Origin of the sequence: Streptomyces sp. NBC_01017 (genome assembly GCF_045162795.1) — a bacterium.
Classification (GTDB): domain Bacteria; phylum Actinomycetota; class Actinomycetes; order Streptomycetales; family Streptomycetaceae; genus Streptomyces; species Streptomyces machairae.
Genome location: NZ_CP108683.1, coordinates 4819234 through 4834536, shown reverse-complemented (window position 1 = coordinate 4834536; position 15303 = coordinate 4819234). Strand labels below are relative to the sequence as shown.

16 protein-coding genes are annotated in these 15303 nt (G+C 70.8%); 13 read left to right on the top strand and 3 right to left on the bottom strand.

Annotation, left to right across the window (positions count from 1 at the left end; all coding sequences use genetic code 11):
• The first annotated feature begins 82 nt into the window (after nucleotides 1–82).
• From OG331_RS21880 to OG331_RS21870, 3 genes are read left to right on the top strand one after another with little or no spacing between them, the layout of a single operon-like run.
• Complete coding sequence (locus OG331_RS21880) at nucleotides 83–1540, top strand: menaquinone biosynthesis decarboxylase (protein WP_406198760.1); 1458 nt, start codon at nucleotides 83–85, stop codon at nucleotides 1538–1540.
• Nucleotides 1537–2439, top strand: coding sequence for a menaquinone biosynthesis prenyltransferase MqnP (gene mqnP, locus OG331_RS21875; protein ID WP_406198757.1), 903 nt, complete (start codon nucleotides 1537–1539; stop codon nucleotides 2437–2439). Before OG331_RS21880 ends, mqnP begins: the two co-directional genes overlap by 4 nt.
• A 14-nt stretch (nucleotides 2440–2453) precedes the next feature.
• Nucleotides 2454–3011 carry a Uma2 family endonuclease gene (locus tag OG331_RS21870; protein WP_406198755.1) on the top strand — a complete coding sequence of 186 codons (558 nt, stop codon included), beginning with the start codon at nucleotides 2454–2456 and terminating at the stop codon, nucleotides 3009–3011.
• Here OG331_RS21870 and OG331_RS21865 read toward each other — a convergent pair.
• A complete protein-coding gene (locus tag OG331_RS21865; protein ID WP_406198753.1) occupies nucleotides 2989–3633 on the bottom strand; it encodes a rhomboid family intramembrane serine protease in 645 nt (214 codons plus the stop codon). The two genes, OG331_RS21870 and OG331_RS21865, sit on opposite strands and share 23 nt — an antisense overlap.
• A 90-nt stretch (nucleotides 3634–3723) precedes the next feature.
• Between OG331_RS21865 and OG331_RS21860 the strand changes: the two genes are divergently transcribed.
• From OG331_RS21860 to OG331_RS21820, 9 genes are all read left to right on the top strand, one after another.
• Nucleotides 3724–4407: a UbiX family flavin prenyltransferase gene (locus tag OG331_RS21860; RefSeq protein ID WP_406198751.1), complete on the top strand. Its 684-nt coding sequence runs from the start codon at nucleotides 3724–3726 to the stop codon at nucleotides 4405–4407.
• Between the two features lie 68 nt (nucleotides 4408–4475).
• Entirely contained in the window at nucleotides 4476–4937 is a 462-nt protein-coding gene (locus OG331_RS21855; protein ID WP_328880032.1) for an Lrp/AsnC family transcriptional regulator, read from the top strand.
• Nucleotides 4938–5011: 74 nt separating this feature from the next.
• Nucleotides 5012–6175, top strand: coding sequence for an aminofutalosine synthase MqnE (gene mqnE / locus OG331_RS21850; protein WP_328880031.1), 1164 nt, complete (start codon nucleotides 5012–5014; stop codon nucleotides 6173–6175).
• Nucleotides 6176–6208: 33 nt separating this feature from the next.
• Nucleotides 6209–6868 (top strand): UdgX family uracil-DNA binding protein, encoded by a 660-nt coding sequence (locus OG331_RS21845; RefSeq protein WP_406198747.1) that lies wholly within the window; start codon nucleotides 6209–6211, stop codon nucleotides 6866–6868.
• A gap of 40 nt (nucleotides 6869–6908) precedes the next feature.
• Nucleotides 6909–7433: a GNAT family N-acetyltransferase gene (locus tag OG331_RS21840; RefSeq protein WP_406198745.1), complete on the top strand. Its 525-nt coding sequence runs from the start codon at nucleotides 6909–6911 to the stop codon at nucleotides 7431–7433.
• 88 nt (nucleotides 7434–7521) lie between these two features.
• Nucleotides 7522–7824 carry a DUF4229 domain-containing protein gene (locus OG331_RS21835; protein ID WP_406198742.1) on the top strand — a complete coding sequence of 101 codons (303 nt, stop codon included), beginning with the start codon at nucleotides 7522–7524 and terminating at the stop codon, nucleotides 7822–7824.
• A gap of 143 nt (nucleotides 7825–7967) precedes the next feature.
• Complete coding sequence (locus OG331_RS21830; RefSeq protein WP_406198739.1) at nucleotides 7968–9641, top strand: SPFH domain-containing protein; 1674 nt, start codon at nucleotides 7968–7970, stop codon at nucleotides 9639–9641.
• Entirely contained in the window at nucleotides 9638–10981 is a 1344-nt protein-coding gene (locus OG331_RS21825; RefSeq protein WP_406198737.1) for an SPFH domain-containing protein, read from the top strand. The genes OG331_RS21830 and OG331_RS21825 overlap by 4 nt, the downstream gene beginning before the upstream one ends.
• A gap of 59 nt (nucleotides 10982–11040) precedes the next feature.
• Nucleotides 11041–11703, top strand: a complete 663-nt coding sequence (locus OG331_RS21820) for a TetR/AcrR family transcriptional regulator (RefSeq protein ID WP_406198735.1) — start codon at nucleotides 11041–11043, stop codon at nucleotides 11701–11703.
• Here OG331_RS21820 and OG331_RS21815 read toward each other — a convergent pair.
• Both OG331_RS21815 and OG331_RS21810 read right to left on the bottom strand, forming a co-directional pair.
• Entirely contained in the window at nucleotides 11685–12563 is an 879-nt protein-coding gene (locus tag OG331_RS21815) for a MaoC family dehydratase (protein WP_406198732.1), read from the bottom strand. The genes OG331_RS21820 and OG331_RS21815 overlap by 19 nt on opposite strands.
• Nucleotides 12563–13900 (bottom strand): 3-oxoacyl-ACP reductase, encoded by a 1338-nt coding sequence (locus tag OG331_RS21810; protein ID WP_406198730.1) that lies wholly within the window; start codon nucleotides 13898–13900, stop codon nucleotides 12563–12565. The genes OG331_RS21815 and OG331_RS21810 overlap by 1 nt, the downstream gene beginning before the upstream one ends.
• A gap of 84 nt (nucleotides 13901–13984) precedes the next feature.
• Here OG331_RS21810 and OG331_RS21805 point away from each other — a divergent pair, with 84 nt between their 5' ends.
• Nucleotides 13985–15271: an acetyl-CoA C-acetyltransferase gene (locus OG331_RS21805; protein WP_406198728.1), complete on the top strand. Its 1287-nt coding sequence runs from the start codon at nucleotides 13985–13987 to the stop codon at nucleotides 15269–15271.
• The last annotated feature ends 32 nt before the right edge of the window (nucleotides 15272–15303 follow it).

Here is a 15303-nt window from a genome sequence, read left to right as displayed (position 1 = left end):
CTCTCCAGCGAAACGGTCGTCGGACCGGGGGCACGGCCCCCGGGTTCAGGGCCAGGGTAGCCGCTCGGGGATACTTGACCCCATGGCTTACGACGATCTTCGTTCCCTGCTCAGGGCGCTGGAGCGCGAAGGCGACCTCAAGCGCGTCAAGGCTGAGGTCGATCCGTATCTCGAGGTCGGGGAGATCGTCGACCGCGTACAGAAGTCCGGCGGTCCCGCGCTGCTCTTCGAGAACGTGAAGGGGTCGTCGATGCCCCTCGCGATGAACGTCTTCGGGACCGACCGGCGACTGCTCAAGGCCCTCGGTTTGAAGTCGTACGGCGAGATCTCCGACAAGATCGGCGGGCTGCTCAAGCCCGAGCTGCCGCACGGCTTCATCGGGGTCCGCGAGGCCTTCGGGAAGCTCGGCGCCATGACGCACGTACCGCCGAAGAAGGTGAAGTCGGCGGGTGCGCCCGTGCAGGAGGTCGTGCTGCACGGCGACGAGGTCGACCTGGAGCAGCTGCCCGCCCTGTTCACCTGGCCCAAGGACGGCGGCTCCTTCTTCAACCTCGGGCTCACGCACACCAAGGACCCGGAGTCGGGCGTACGGAATCTGGGGCTGTACCGCCTCCAGCGCCACGACAAGCGCACGATCGGCATGCACTGGCAGATCCACAAGGACAGCCGGAACCACTACCAGGTCGCGGCGAGGCGGGGCGAGCGGCTGCCGGTCGCCATCGCCTTCGGGTGTCCGCCCGCCGTGACGTACGCGTCCACCGCCCCGCTTCCCGGTGACATCGACGAGTACCTGTTCGCCGGGTTCGTCTCCGGCAAGCGGATCGAGATGGTGGACTGCAAGACGGTGCCGTTGCAGGTGCCGGCGCAGGCCGAGGTCGTGCTGGAAGGGTGGCTGGAGCCCGGCGAGATGCTGCCGGAGGGGCCGTTCGGCGACCACACCGGTTTCTACACGCCGCAGGAGCCGTTCCCGGCGCTGAAGATCGACTGCGTGACGATGCGGAAGCGGCCGTTGCTCCAGTCGATCGTCGTGGGCAGGCCTCCGACGGAGGACGGGCCCCTGGGGCGTGCGACGGAACGCTTCTTCCTCCCGCTGCTGAAGATCATCATCCCGGACATCGTGGACTACCACCTGCCGGAAGCCGGCGGTTTCCACAACTGCGCGATCGTCTCGATCGACAAGAAGTACCCGAAGCACGCACAGAAGACGATGCATGCGATCTGGGGCGCGCACATGATGTCCCTGACCAAGCTGATCGTGGTCGTCGACTCCGACTGCGACGTCCACGACCTGCACGAGGTCGCCTGGCGGGCGCTCGGCAACACCGACTACGCCCGTGACCTCACGGTCGTCGAAGGCCCCGTCGACCATCTCGACCATGCCTCCTACCAGCAGTTCTGGGGCGGCAAGGCAGGCATCGACGCGACGAAGAAGTGGCCCGAGGAGGGCTACACCCGTGACGGCGGCTGGCCCGACATGGTCGAGTCCGACCCGGAAACGGCGGCGATGGTCGACCGCCGCTGGAAGGAGTACGGACTGTGACCAGCGCCTCCGCCGCGATCCCGCAGCCAGGACGCACGAAGGCGTTCCTCCGCCTCGTCATGATCGAGCACTCGGTGTTCGCGCTGCCGTTCGCGTACATCGCCGCGCTCACCGCGATGTTCCAGTGGGACAAGAACATCCACTGGGGGCGGCTGCTCCTGGTGACGGTCTGCATGGTGGGTCTGCGGACCTTCGCCATGGCCGTGAACCGGATCATCGACCGCGAGATCGACGCCCGCAATCCGCGCACCGCGCACCGCGAGCTGGTGACGGGCGCGATGTCGGTCCGGCACGCCTGGACCGGCGCCCTGATCGCCCTGGTGATCTTCCTGGGCTCGGCGGCGCTGCTGAACCCGCTGTGCCTGGCCCTCGCCCCCATCGCGGTGATCCCGATGGTGGTCTACCCCTACGGCAAACGCTTCACGAACTTCCCGCAGGCCATCCTGGGTCTCGCCCAGGCGATGGGCCCGGTCGGCGGCTGGCTGGCGGTCACCGGCACCTGGTCCTGGGACGCCGTGATCCTGGGCCTCGCGGTGGGCATCTGGATCGGCGGCTTCGACCTGATCTACGCCTGCCAGGACGTCGACACCGACCGCGAGATCGGCGTCATGTCGGTCCCGGCCCGCTTCGGCATCCCGGCGGCGATCTGGGGCGCCCGCGCCTGCCACACGGTGACGACTGCCCTGTTCGTCTGGTACGCCCTCGCCACGGACGTGGGCACCTTCTTCTGGCTGGGCCTGCTGATCGTCGCCGGCGCGTTCGTCTACGAGCACTCGATCGTCCGCCCGCACGACCTGTCCCGCCTGAACCGGGCGTTCTTCAGCGTCAACGGGTTCATCGGGATTGCCCTGTTCGTGTGTGCGCTGATGGATCTTGTGGTTCGGGGGCTGACCGTCTGACTACGGTGCAGGCCGTGACCCGCCTGCACGCGCAGTTGAGCCGGTTCGAGGACGCCTTTCCCGGCTTCCGGACGGAGATCGTCGAGGGCAGCGTCGTGGCGTGCCCGCTCAGGCCGCATCACGCAGGGACGGTCTTCGCGGCCTGGAAGGCCCTCGGACCGCAGCTCGGCCCGGAGTGGGACGTCGTCAGCGATGTCGCCTTCCCCCTCGACGAGGACAACGAGTTCTGTCCCGACCTGGCCGTCATCCCCGCGCGGGAGGCGAACCGGAACGCGATCGCGTACCCGCCCGACCTCATCGAACTGGTCGTGGAGGTCGCCTCCCAGGGCAGCATCCGCCGCGACTACGAGGTGAAGCCCGGCCGGTACGCCTCCCGGGGCATCGCCAACTACCTGATCCTCGACCCGATGAACGGCCACGCCGTCACGATGTGGAACCCCGGCCCCGACGGCTACCGAGGCCGCGACACCATCCCCTACGGCCCCGACCTGACCATCGACTCCCCGCTCGGCAAGCTGAAGATCCCCACCGCCGGCCTCCCTGTCGACCCTAAAGCGCGCCCCCGGCCCTGAGCGCCGGCCCGTCCGCCCGGCGCCGCAGCACGAACGCCGCCGCAACCCCCGCCACCAGCCCCACCAGATGCCCCTGCCAGCTGACGCCGGACTGGGTCGGGGCGAGGCCCGCCAGGATCGAGGTGCCCCAGATCGCGGCCACCAGCAGGCCGGCCAGGATGCCGAGCGGGCGGCGCTCCACGAAGCCGGTGACCAGGAGGTAGCCGAAGAGGCCGAAGATCAGGCCGGAGGCGCCCGCGGTGTTGGTGCCGGACGGGGATATCAGCCAGACGCCGAGGCCGTCGGCGACGATGATCAGGGCGCAGACGGCGGCGAACCGGCGTATGCCGCCGAGCGCGGCCAGGAAGCCGAGGACCAGCAACGGCACTGTGTTCGCGGCGACGTGGGCGAAGCCGAAGTGGATGAACGCGGCCGGGACGACGTCCACCAGCTCGGACGGTGTGCGCGGGACGATGCCGAAGCCGTCCAGCGCGTGCCCGCTGAGCACGTCGGCCACTTCCAGCAGCCACAGCAGCGCCATCCAGACCAGCATCAGCTTGGCCGCGGTCCGCGCGCGCTCACCCCGCGACCACTCGCGCCGCTCCGCACCCCACGTACCCGCCGCACCCGACGTACCCGTCATGGCCACCCCACCGCCCAACTCGTCCCCCTGGGGAACGCCCGGCCACCCTTGGTCGGTTCCCACCCCGTAAGGCCGGATAGGCTCGGTGTCGTGAACCCAGTCAAGCCAGGAGAGACGCCGCGTACGCCTTGGATCGTAGGGGTGTCCGGTGCTTCCGGCACCCCATACGCCGCCGCGGTGCTGCGCGCGCTCCTCGCCGCGGGGGAGAGCGTCGACCTGGTCGTCAGCAGGGCGTCCCGGCTCACGCTCCTCGACGAGACCGGGATCTCCTTCCGCGACGCCCACTGGCAGGACGACCTGCGCGAGTGGCTCGGGCGGGGCGCCGACGGCAAGCCCGGGACCTTCGAGCCGGACATCGTGGGCGTCCGGTACTGGAACGCCGGGGACCTCGCCGCGGGCCCGTCCTCGGGGTCGTACGCCACGAAGGGCATGCTGATCGTGCCCGCCTCCACCGCCTGTGTCGCCGGCGTCGCGCTGGGCCTGTCGAAGGACCTGCTCCAACGCGCGGCGGGCGTGGCCCTCAAGGAGGGGCGCAAGCTGGTCGTGGCCGTCAGGGAGACCCCGCTGAACGGCCAGACGCTGAGGCACCTGGTGACCCTGGACGACGCGGGCGCCACCGTCGTACCCGCCTCGCCCGCCTTCTACGCGGGGGCCACCCACATCCAGGACCTGGTCGACTTCGTCGCCGGACGCGTGCTCGACGCGGCGGGCGTCGAACACCGGCTCTACCGCCGCTGGAAGGGCGAACTCGGCGGCGGAACCCGCACGACATGAACGCCATCTGAGCAAGTCGCAGTAACTCTCATCACTTCGGGACATCTTCACCGGAAGGCTTCGATCGCATGGACGCGGTGGACAGGCAGCTCATCCAGGCCCTGAGGGAGAACGGCCGGGCCTCCTACGCGGAGCTGGGACGCCTCGTCGGCCTGTCGGGACCCAGCGTCACCGACCGCATCAACCGGCTGGAGGCGGCCGGCGTCATCACCGGCTATCGCGCCACCGTCGACGCCGCCTCGCTCGGCCTCGGCGTCACCGCGCTGATCGGCATCTCGCTGTCCGACGCCACCGACCACGAGGACGTCGCGAGCCGCCTGCGGGACCTGGGCGAGATCGAGGACTGCTGGTTCATCGCGGGCGACGACTCGTACATGCTCAAGGTCCGCGCGGCCGACGTGGACGGGCTGGAGAAGATCATCCGCCGGCTCAGCGGCACCAAGGGCGTCTCCCGGACCCGTACGACCATCGTGCTCTCCACCAAGTGGGAGAACCGGGTCGGACAGCTGCCCGACGAAGAGGACGCGTAGCGCCTGATGGCGGTCACCCCGCCCGAAGGGGCGGGGAGTACGGTTTACGGAGTCTTTCCGAGAGAGGTGCACGCATGGACGTCGGGCTCAAGCGCGAGCTGGAGGAGAAGGTCCGCTCCGGTGAGCGGCTGTCCCGCGAGGACGGCATCGCGCTGTACGAGTCGGACGACCTGGCGTGGCTCGGCGGCCTCGCGCACGAGGTGCGCACGCGCAAGAACGGCGACGTCGTCCACTTCAACGTCAACCGCCACCTCAACATGACCAACGTCTGTACGGCCTCCTGCGCGTACTGCTCCTTCCAGCGCAAGCCGGGGGAGAAGGACGCGTACACGATGCGCATCGAGGAGGCCGTCAAGCTCGCCAAGGCGATGGAGTCGGACAACCTCACCGAGCTGCACATCGTCAACGGCCTGCACCCGAACCTCCCGTGGCGCTACTACCCGCGCTCCCTGCGCGAGTTGAAGGCCGCCCTCCCGAACGTCTCGCTGAAGGCCTTCACGGCCACGGAGATCCACCACTTCGAGACGATCAGCGGTCTGTCGGCGTCGGAGATCCTCGACGAGCTCATCGACGCCGGGCTGGAATCCCTCACCGGTGGTGGCGCGGAGATCTTCGACTGGGAGGTCCGGCAGCACATCGTGGACCACCGCACCCACTGGGAGGACTGGTCCCGCATCCACCGCCTGGCGCACGAGAAGGGTCTGAAGACCCCGAGCACCATGCTGTACGGCCACATCGAGGAGCCGCGGCACCGGGTGGACCACGTCCTGCGCCTGCGTGAGCTCCAGGACGAGACGGGCGGCTTCCAGGTCTTCATCCCCCTGCGCTACCAGCACGACTTCGTCGACATGAAGGACGGCAAGGTACGCAACCGCCTCCAGGCCCGGACCCAGATGGCGACCGGCGCGGAGGCCCTGAAGACCTTCGCGGTGTCCCGTCTGCTGTTCGACAACGTCCCGCACGTCAAGGTCTTCTGGGTCATGCACGGCGTCCAGACCGCCCAGCTGGCGCTCCAGCACGGCGCCGACGACATGGACGGCTCGGTCGTCGAGTACAAGATCACCCACGACGCGGACAACTTCGGCACGCCGAACAAGCTCACCCGCGAGGACCTGCTGGACCTCATCCGGGACGCCGGCTTCCGCCCGGTGGAGCGCAACACGCGCTACGAGATCATCCGCGAGTACGACGGCCCGGACCCGCTGCGCCGCGAGTCCCCCCAGCCGATGCGGGTGTGATTCCGGAGGGCGGGACCGTGGTACTCGTCCGCCATGGTGAGCACCAAGGCGCCCGAGGACGCCTACACCGCTGAACCCTTTCTCCCGGACCGCGGCGGCCTGCCCGCCCTGCGCCGCGCCGCCGCCGAATGCCGGGGCTGCCCCCTCCACCGGGACGCCACGCAGACCGTGTTCGGCGTCGGCGACCGGAACGCCCGCGTCATGCTCGTCGGCGAGCAGCCCGGCGACCAGGAGGACCGGCAGGGCAAGCCCTTCGTCGGTCCGGCCGGGCGTCTCCTCGACAGGGCGCTGGAGGAGGCGGGCCTCGACCCGGCAAAGGCGTACGTCACCAACGCCGTGAAGCACTTCAAGTTCACGCGGGCCGAGCCGCGCAAGCGCCGTATCCACAAGGCGCCGACCCTGCGCGAGATGACCGCGTGCGGCCCCTGGCTTTCCGCCGAACTGGCCGTCGTGGAGCCCGAGCTGATCGTGCTGCTGGGCGCGAGCGCGGGCAAGGCGCTGCTGGGGTCGTCGTTCCGGGTCGGGGAGGTGCGCGGAACGCTGCTGGAGCGCGAGATCCACGGCCGGCCGAGGAAGCTGGTGGCGACGGTGCATCCGTCGTCGGTGCTGCGGGCCCGGGACGACGCCGACCGGGAGGCGGCGTACGCGGGGCTGGTCTCGGACCTGAAGGTGGCGGCGCGGGCGTTGTCGTGATGGCTTTCGCCGAGTTCTTCGTAATGGCTACGATTTCGCGGTGTCCCTTACTTTCACACTCGACCCGGCCGTCACACCGGACCTCCGCGACGGCATCCTCGACCTGTGGACCGACGTCTCCAACGCGGGCGGAGCCGTGGGCTTCGTGCCGCCGGTGACACGGGAAGCGATCCGCCCGGAACTGGTGCGGCACTTCGTGGGGATGGCGGAGGGACGCAGCCGGCTGCTGGTCGGGCACGACGAGACGGGCGAGGTGTCCGCGACCGCCTTCTTCACCTTCAACACACACCGGCTGATGGCCCACTGGACGTGGCTCTACACGGTGATGGTGCACCCCCGCCACCAGGGCAAGGGCTACGGCCGTGACCTGCTGGCGGCCGCCGAGCAGGCCGGCCGCAGCTTCGACGGCATCGAGGCGATCCGGCTCACCTGCCGCGGCGGCCTCGGCCTGGAACGCTTCTACGGCTCCTGCGGTTACAAGGAGGTCGGCCGGATCCCGGACGCCATCCGGGTCGCGCCGGGCGACGACCGGGAAGACGTGATCATGCTGCTGCCGCTCGAATGACCCACCCCGCCGACCCCCCTGCAAGATCGGCCGTCCCGCGTGCTTCACTGGACAGTGGCCCTTTTTGGATTCGGAAGAGTGGATTGAGATGCTCCGCTACACACTGATGCGCCTCGGGATCTTCGTGGGCTGCCTCGTGGTCGTCTGGGGCCTCGTCTACTCCGGCCTCGCCCCGCGTGGTTTCGGTGACTCCAACGGCATGTGGGTCGTCCTGCTGGCGCTGCTGCTCTCGGCGCCCATCAGCTTCGTCGTGCTGCGCAAGGAGCGCGATCGCGCCTCCGTGCAGATCGTGCAGAAGGTCGACCGCGTGAAGGCCAACCTGGAGGCGAACCGCAGCCAGGAGGACGACGTGGCCGACGAGACGGCTCGGGCGCAGGGCCAGACCTCCTAGCTTGCCGCGTCCCGGCAGCGATACCGCCCGGTAACTGCGTGTACCCCGCCCTTACGCTTGTCCGGATCCATGGTGTGGGATGGCCGGATCCACGTCGGTGGAACGGTTGTTCGCACCGGCATTCGTGAACGTAAGGGGGAACCGTGGCACGAGCGCGCGCGCAGGCAAAGAAGAGCGCACGACGCGTTGCCGACGCCGTCGTCTCCGGAGCCGATCCGCGGACGGCCGCGCAGGACGAACTGCGGCGGCAGATCGGCGGCCGGGGGACACGGGGAGACGGCGGCGAGGACTACGACGCCCAGGGCCAGGGCATCGACCCGGCGGACTTCCCGGCCGCCCGGGAACAGGGCGGCTCCACCGCCACCGTCATGCGGCAGAAGACGGTGCCGCTGGACGAGGCCGGGGAGGCGCTCGGCCGTAGCGAGCAGGTGCGCGAGGGCACCGAGATGGTGCACGCCATCTGCCCGATGGTGATCCCCAAGGGCCGCTCGATCGTCTCCATGCTGCCCGTGCTGACGCTGCTCGTGCTGGGCGCCGTGGGTGCGGGGATCGTGGGCGCGTCCGGCGCCGATGTGCTGACGAACCCGCTGTTCGGCGTGCACTACTGGGTCATCTCGCTGTGCGCCGTCGCCTTCGTGTGGTGGCGTCAGGGCATGGTCATGGTGCCGGACGGCTGCCAGGCGATGATCACCCGGTTCGGCAAGCTGGAGAGGGTCGTCGGCCCGGGCCGGATCGTGCTGCTGAGCCCGTGGAAGCGGGTGTCGTACATCGTCAACACCACGATCGAGTACCCCTTCAACGCTCCGGTGCGCGAGGCACCGACCAAGGGCGGCGTGAAGGCGTCGATCGACCTGTTCATCCAGTTCCGGATCAGCGATCCGACCGAGTTCGTCTACACGCTGGGCGCGGTGCGCGGCTTCGAGGAGAAGCTGAGCAACGCGGTGAGCGAGACGATCCGCACCCTCGTCTACGAACAGGAAGCCGCCGGGATCTACGACATGGTCGGCGAGGACACCGGTCGGCTGCTGGACCTGCTCAACCAGCAGTTCCGCCCGGCCGTCGAGCTGACCAACGCCAACATCACCCACGCCGAACCGTCCGACCAGCGCTACCGCATGGACCTGGCGGCCCCCGAGATGGTGCGCGTGGCCAAGGAGGCGTACACGCACGAGTACGCGCTCCAGCTCCGCAAGGAGCAGGACGAGGGCGACCTCACCCGCGAACTCGCCTCCAGCCACGAGACGCTCTCCGCGATCCAGGCCGACATCGCCCAGTACCAGGCGCAGATGGACACCGCCGTGGAGCGCGAGACCAACCGCGCCGAGGCGCTCGCCCGGCAGCGCTACGTCCAGGCCGAGTCCGAGGCGAAGGCCAACGCGGCCCTGCTGGAGGCGCAGGCCCTCGACATCCGCGCGGTGACCGCGGCGGAGGCGCCGGAGATCCTGGAGTACCGCTACCAGCAGCAGGTGCTGGACACGCTGGAGCAGGTCGCCGGCCATCTGCCGCGTCTGGTCCGCATCGGCGGCGCGACGGACGGCGGCGCCGGCATCGACTTCCTGGAGCTGGCCCGCGAGTTGGTCGGCGAGCGCGGCACGGAACTGTTCACCGACGAGGACATGGCGGCCGTACGGTCGCGTCTCGCCGAGGTGTCCGAGCGGATCGCCGCGCGCGAGACGGAGATCGGAGCGCTGCTGGCGGCCGAGCGGCCGACGGTGCCGCAGGTGCCCGACCAGCCCGGATCGCCCGACGGCTCCGACGGCTCCGACGGCTCCGACAGCTCCATCAGCTCTGACGTCTCCGAGGGGGCCGACCAGTGAGCACCGCCCGTTCCACCCACCGCCGGTCGGTCATCTCCGAGAAGGTCGCGCCCTGGAGCGACATCGCGCGGCTGCTGCGCGGCGGCGAGGCCGACACCCTGATCCCGGTCATCATCCCGCGCCACCGGCGCCGCCTGTGGTGGATGCTGCCGCTGTGGCTCGGCGTCTACTCCCTGTTCATGGGCGTGATGCTGTCCCTGCAGGAGGCCGACTCCGAGTCGGTCGCCGGGGACCTCGCCTACGGCACCCTCGCCACCCTCTCCTACGCCGGCGGCGCGGTCCTGCTGGTGATCGGCGCGCTGTGGTGGTGGCGCTCCTCGATCGTCGAGATCGAGCAGGGCACCAACGGCGTACTGACCCGCTACGGCGCCGTCATCCGCACCCTGGACGCCGGCCGCCACTACCTGTGGCACCCGTGGTCCCGGGTCGACTTCGTCGTCGACACCGCCACCGAGATCCCGTACTCCGCGCCGGTGATGGCCTGCCCGACGCAGGAGAACGTGCCGCTGCGCTCCATCGAGTTCTTCCTGAAGTTCCGCATCACCGACGCCGTGCTGTTCGTCCGCACGATCGGCGCGGGCAACTTCGACCTGGTGCTCTCCAGCGCCGTACAGGACGCGATCCGGCAGCGGGCGCGCAAGATGCGCACCGAGCGGGCGTACGACCTGCGTGGCTCTGACGTGGCCGACATGCAGGAGCTGCTCAACCGCCAGCTCTCCGGCTACGGCGTGCGCATCACCGGCTCCAACATCCCGGACGTGCAGCTGCCGGCGCAGTACCAGCAGCACCTGGCCACCCGGGAGCGGGTCGCCAAGGAGCGCACGGCGTACGACCAGGAGTGGGGGCTGATCCGCAAGCGCCGCATCGACCAGCTGGGCATGGACATCGAGCGGGCCAAGAAGGTGCGCGACGCCAGGATCGTCGAGGTCAGGGCCGCGCTGAACCGGGCCCGTGAAGAGGTCGCCCAGCTGCTGGAGGAGCAGGAGACCAATGCCCAGCGCGTGCGGTTCGAGATCGAGACGCGGGGCCGCAGCGGCCTGATCGCCGCCGAGAACGAGGCCCGCGCCCAGCGCGCCCTGGCCAAGGCCTACCGCGACAACCGCGCGGTCCTTCAGTACGAACTCGCCCGGCGTCGCCTGGAGGTGGGCGCGAAGCTCGCCGGGAGGGCCCCGCAGCCGGTGGTCGTACGGACCGACGGCAGCAGCGCCGACACCTCCGCCCTGTCCACCCTGCTCACCGCGCAGCTGCTGCCGCGGCTGACGGCCCTGCCGGCGGTCGACGGGCAGGTGCTGACGGACCGGGTGGCACGGTTCGCCGACGAGCTGGGCGACGACAAGTAGGGACAGGCGTTCACGGCGGGCCGGGTGGGATCTCCCTCCCGGCCCGTACGCTAACGGCCATGGGTGCCGTGAAGACCAAACGGATGCCGCGGGCCGTCCGTGAGCAGCAGATGCTGGACGCCGCCGTGCGGACCTTCGGCAGGCGCGGGTACATGGCCGCGTCGATGGACGAGATAGCCGAACTGGCGGGTGTCTCGAAGCCGTTGGTGTATCTGTATCTGAACTCGAAGGAAGACCTCTTCACCGCCTGCATACGGCGCGAGGCCGCCGCGCTCGTCGTAGCGGTGCGCTCCGGCGTACGGACCGAGCTGCCCGCCGACCGCCAGCTCTGGGAAGGACTGCGGGCGTTCTTCACCCACACCTCTCACTACCCGGACGCCTGGTCCGTCCTGCACCTCCAGGCCCGCACGCACGGCGAGCCGTTCGCGTCCGAGGTCGCCAAGATGCGCGCGGAGATCGTCGAGTTCGTGACGCAGCTGATCCTCGTCGCGGCACGCGAGGCCCACCGCGACCCCGACCTCCCCGAGAGCGAGGTCGCCGGTCTCGCCGAGGCCCTGGTCGGCGCCGCCGAGTCCCTCGCCGACTGGGCCAACTCCACGCCGACCGTGACGGCTCGGGAAGCGGCGGCGACACTGATGAACTTCGCGTGGTCGGGCCTCGGCAACCTCATGGACGGCCGCCCCTGGTCACCGCCGGACGCCCCTCACGAGGCGAGCGGGTAGACCTCCCCGGCCAGGTGGACGCGGTCCTCGCCGCCCCGCAGCTCGAACCGCCCGCCCTCCGCGGCGTACGTCACCGTCCCCGGCAGCAGCACCGGCGCCCGGAAGCCGGCCCGCACCCGCACCGCCTCCGCAGTGCCGTGCGCGGCGAGGCAGCGGGCCACTGTCCACATGCCGTGCGCGATGGCCCGGGGGAAGCCGAACAGGCGGGCGGTGAGCGGGTGGAGGTGGATGGGGTTGCGGTCGCCGGAGGCGGCGCCGTAACGGCGTCCGACGTCGGCGGCGAGCCGCCACTCGGCGACGGCGGGCAGCGGCTTGTGCTCCTGCACGTCCAGCGCCTCCCGGCCGTCCCGCGCGCCCTGCACCTGCCCGGACGCCGTACGGCCGTCGGTGCGGTGCCTGGCCAGATACGTGCTCCGCGACTCCCACACGACCTCGTCAGCGGCCCGCAATTCGGTGATCACGGCGGCCTCCGTACCGCGCCGGTGGGGCATCAAGCCGTCGATGTGCACGGAGAGTTCGTACCCGCGCGTGGCGGTGAGGGCCCGGTGCCGGGTGACGGTGATCGACGTGTGGACGAGACCGAGCAGCGGCAGCGGGAAGTCCCGTCCGCTCATCAGCCGCATCGTCAGCGGGAAACCGAGCACATGCGGATACGTCACCGGCAGGGCGTCGTCCCCCGTGGGAAACCCGCACACCCGCTCGTACGCGGCCAGCCGGGCGAGGTCGACGCGAAGGTCCGGCAGAACGAGCCTCGTGCGCGGGAACTCCGCCTCCGGGCCGGGGCGTTTGAAGGGTGACAACAGGGCGCCCCGGGCGAGCAGGGGCGGAAGCGAAGGAGGAGCGGTGAGGACGAGGGACATCACGCCCCCAGCAGGCTCTGGCCGCATACCCGGACGACCTGGCCGTTGACGCCTGAGGATCCCGGATCCGCCAGCCAGGCGGTCGTCTCGGCGACATCGATCGGCAGTCCACCTTGCGCGAGGGAGTTCATCCGGCGCCCCGCCTCCCGGATGAACAGGGGAATCGCGGCGGTCATCTTCGTCTCGACGAACCCGGGCGCGACCGCGTTCACCGTCACCCCGTGCTCGGCGAGGGCGCGTGGCGCGAGGGCCCGGACCAGTCCGACGATGCCCGCCTTGCTCGCGCCGTAGTTGGTTTGCCCGGCGTTCCCCGCCAGCCCCGCGATCGACGCCGTCGCCACGACCCGCCCGCCCCGCCTCAGCGTCCCGCTCTCCAGCAACGCGTCCGTCGTGCGCAGCACACTCGCGAGATTGACGTCGAGCACTGAACTCCAGCGCTCGGCGGGCATGTTGACCAGTCGTCGGTCGCGTGTGATCCCGGCGTTGTGCACCAGGACGTCCAGGCCGTCGGGCAGCGCGGCGGCGATGCGCGTGCCCGCGTCGGGTGCGGTGATGTCGAGCGCGAGGGCGGTGCCGCCGAGCCGGTCGGCCACGCGCCGGGCGTCCTGCTCGGCCTGCGGTACGTCGAGGACGACGACCCGGGCGCCGTCCCTCGCCAGCGTCTCGGCGACCGCCTCGCCGATGCCGCGCGCGGCGCCGGTGACCAGGGCGGTGCGGCCGGTGAGGGGGCGGTCGGGGTCGTGGGGTGGGTCGTGGGGTGCGGTGACGTCCGCCGGGGCCGAACCCACCTCGACGACCTGGCCGCTGACGTACGCCGACCTGGGGGAGAGGAGGAAGCGCAAGGTCGACTCGGCGGCGTGCGCGTCCGTCAGCCGTACGAGATTCACCGTCCTGCCGCGCCCGATCTCCTTGCCGAGCGAGCGCGTGAAGCCCTCCAGGGCCTGCTGGACGGCGGCCTGGTGGTGGTCGGCCGGGTCGAGGGGCGCGCCCAGGACGACGACCCGGCCGCTGTCGGCGACCGACCGCACGACCGGGTGCAGGGCCGCGTGCACCTCGGCGAGCGTCTCGACGTCACGGACGCCCGTGGCGTCCAGGACGACGGCGGCGGGCTTCCCGGAGGGGGCGGTCGTCAGGTCGAGGCTGCCCAGGGCGGTACGGGTATCGGCACCGGTGAGACCGAGGTCCGACTTGCCGGCCGTCAGGAGCAGCCGGGCGCCCTTCAGTGAGGGCCGTTCCGGTGTCCAGCGTTGGAGTGCGGCGGGCTGCGGCAGTCCGAGTCGGCGGGTGAGGAGGCGGCCGGGCGCCGTGCCGGTGAAGCTCAGATAGCGGTCGGCCATGTCCCACTCCCAGTGCGCTCCGGTGCTGACTCCGGAGTAAGGTTACCCGAGGTAAGTCCATGGTGGACATGAGGAGTGGTGGAGATGAGCTCCCTGTTGGCGCCGGCGGTCCGGCGCGTCGCGATCATCGGCGGCACTCGTATCCCGTTCGCCCGCGCCGACGGCCCGTACGCCACCGCGTCCAACCAGGACATGCTCACGGCCGTGGTCGACGGCCTGGCCGAGCGGTACGAGCTGGGCGGTCCGGGCGCGGTCGGAGAGCTCGTCGCCGGGGCCGTGCTCAAGCACAGCCGGGACTTCAACCTCGCCCGCGAGACCGTCCTCGGCTCGAAGCTGGACGCCCGCACGCCCGCCTACGACATCCAGCAGGCCTGCGGCACCGGCCTCCAGGCCGTCATCGCCGCCGCCAACAAGATCGCGCTCGGCCAGACCGAGTCGGCGATCGCCGGCGGCGCGGACACCGCGAGCGACGCGCCCCTCGGTGTCAACGACGAGCTGCGGCGCATCCTGCTTCAGGCCCGGCGGGCCAAGTCGCTCGGCGGCCGGCTCAAGGCACTGTCCGGCGTACGGCCGTCCCACCTCGTCCCCGACATCCCCCGCAACGCCGAGCCCCGCACCCGGCGGTCGATGGGGGAGCACGCCGCCGTCACGGCACGGGCCTGGGGTGTCTCCCGCGAGGCGCAGGACGAGCTGGCGGCGGCCAGTCACCAGCGACTCGCGGCGGCGTACGAGCGGGGCTTCTTCGAGGATCTGGTCGTGCCCTTCCGGGGCCTGGACCGGGACCAGAACCTGCGCCCCGGTTCGACGCCGGAGAAACTGGCCGTGCTGAAGCCGGTGTTCGGCCTCGACGGTCCCGACCCGACGATGACGGCGGGCAATTCGACGCCGCTGACGGACGGGGCGGCGGTCGTGCTGCTGGCGAGCGAGGAGTGGGCCGCGCGCAGAGGGCTGGAGCCGCTGGCGTACCTCACCGCCTACGAGACGGCGGCCGTGGACTTCGTGCGGGGCGATGTCGCGGGCGGTGCGGACGGGCTGCTCATGGCACCGGCTTACGCAGTCCCGCGGATGCTGGAGCGGGCCGGGCCGGCCCTCTCCGACTTCGACTTCGTCGAGATCCACGAGGCCTTCGCCTCCCAGGTGCTGGCCACGCTGGCGGCGTGGGAGAAGCGGGGCCTGGCCCCCGTGGACCGGGCCCGGCTGAACGTGACCGGGTCCTCCCTGGCCACCGGTCACCCCTTCGCGGCGACCGGGGCGCGGATCGTGGCGACGCTGGCCAAGTCGCTGGCGCAGAGGGGCGGTTCGGGGCGCGGGCTGATCTCGGTGTGCGCGGCGGGCGGGCAGGGGGTGACGGCTGTGCTGGAGCGAAGGTAAGGGGACGGTGAGACGAAGCTGAGTGCCCCTCA

Excerpts from the sequence above, each read along its gene's own strand:
- OG331_RS21880 (WP_406198760.1), top strand. The coding sequence starts at position 83 with ATGGCTTACGACGATCTTCGTTCCCTGCTCAGGGCGCTGGAGCGCGAA.
- OG331_RS21865 (WP_406198753.1), bottom strand. The coding sequence starts at position 3,633 with ATGACGGGTACGTCGGGTGCGGCGGGTACGTGGGGTGCGGAGCGGCGC.
- OG331_RS21855 (WP_328880032.1), top strand. The coding sequence starts at position 4,476 with ATGGACGCGGTGGACAGGCAGCTCATCCAGGCCCTGAGGGAGAACGGC.
- mqnE (WP_328880031.1), top strand. The coding sequence starts at position 5,012 with ATGGACGTCGGGCTCAAGCGCGAGCTGGAGGAGAAGGTCCGCTCCGGT.
- OG331_RS21845 (WP_406198747.1), top strand. The coding sequence starts at position 6,209 with ATGGTGAGCACCAAGGCGCCCGAGGACGCCTACACCGCTGAACCCTTT.
- OG331_RS21835 (WP_406198742.1), top strand. The coding sequence starts at position 7,522 with ATGCTCCGCTACACACTGATGCGCCTCGGGATCTTCGTGGGCTGCCTC.
- OG331_RS21820 (WP_406198735.1), top strand. The coding sequence starts at position 11,041 with ATGGGTGCCGTGAAGACCAAACGGATGCCGCGGGCCGTCCGTGAGCAG.
- OG331_RS21815 (WP_406198732.1), bottom strand. The coding sequence starts at position 12,563 with ATGTCCCTCGTCCTCACCGCTCCTCCTTCGCTTCCGCCCCTGCTCGCC.
- OG331_RS21810 (WP_406198730.1), bottom strand. The coding sequence starts at position 13,900 with ATGGCCGACCGCTATCTGAGCTTCACCGGCACGGCGCCCGGCCGCCTC.
- OG331_RS21805 (WP_406198728.1), top strand. The coding sequence starts at position 13,985 with ATGAGCTCCCTGTTGGCGCCGGCGGTCCGGCGCGTCGCGATCATCGGC.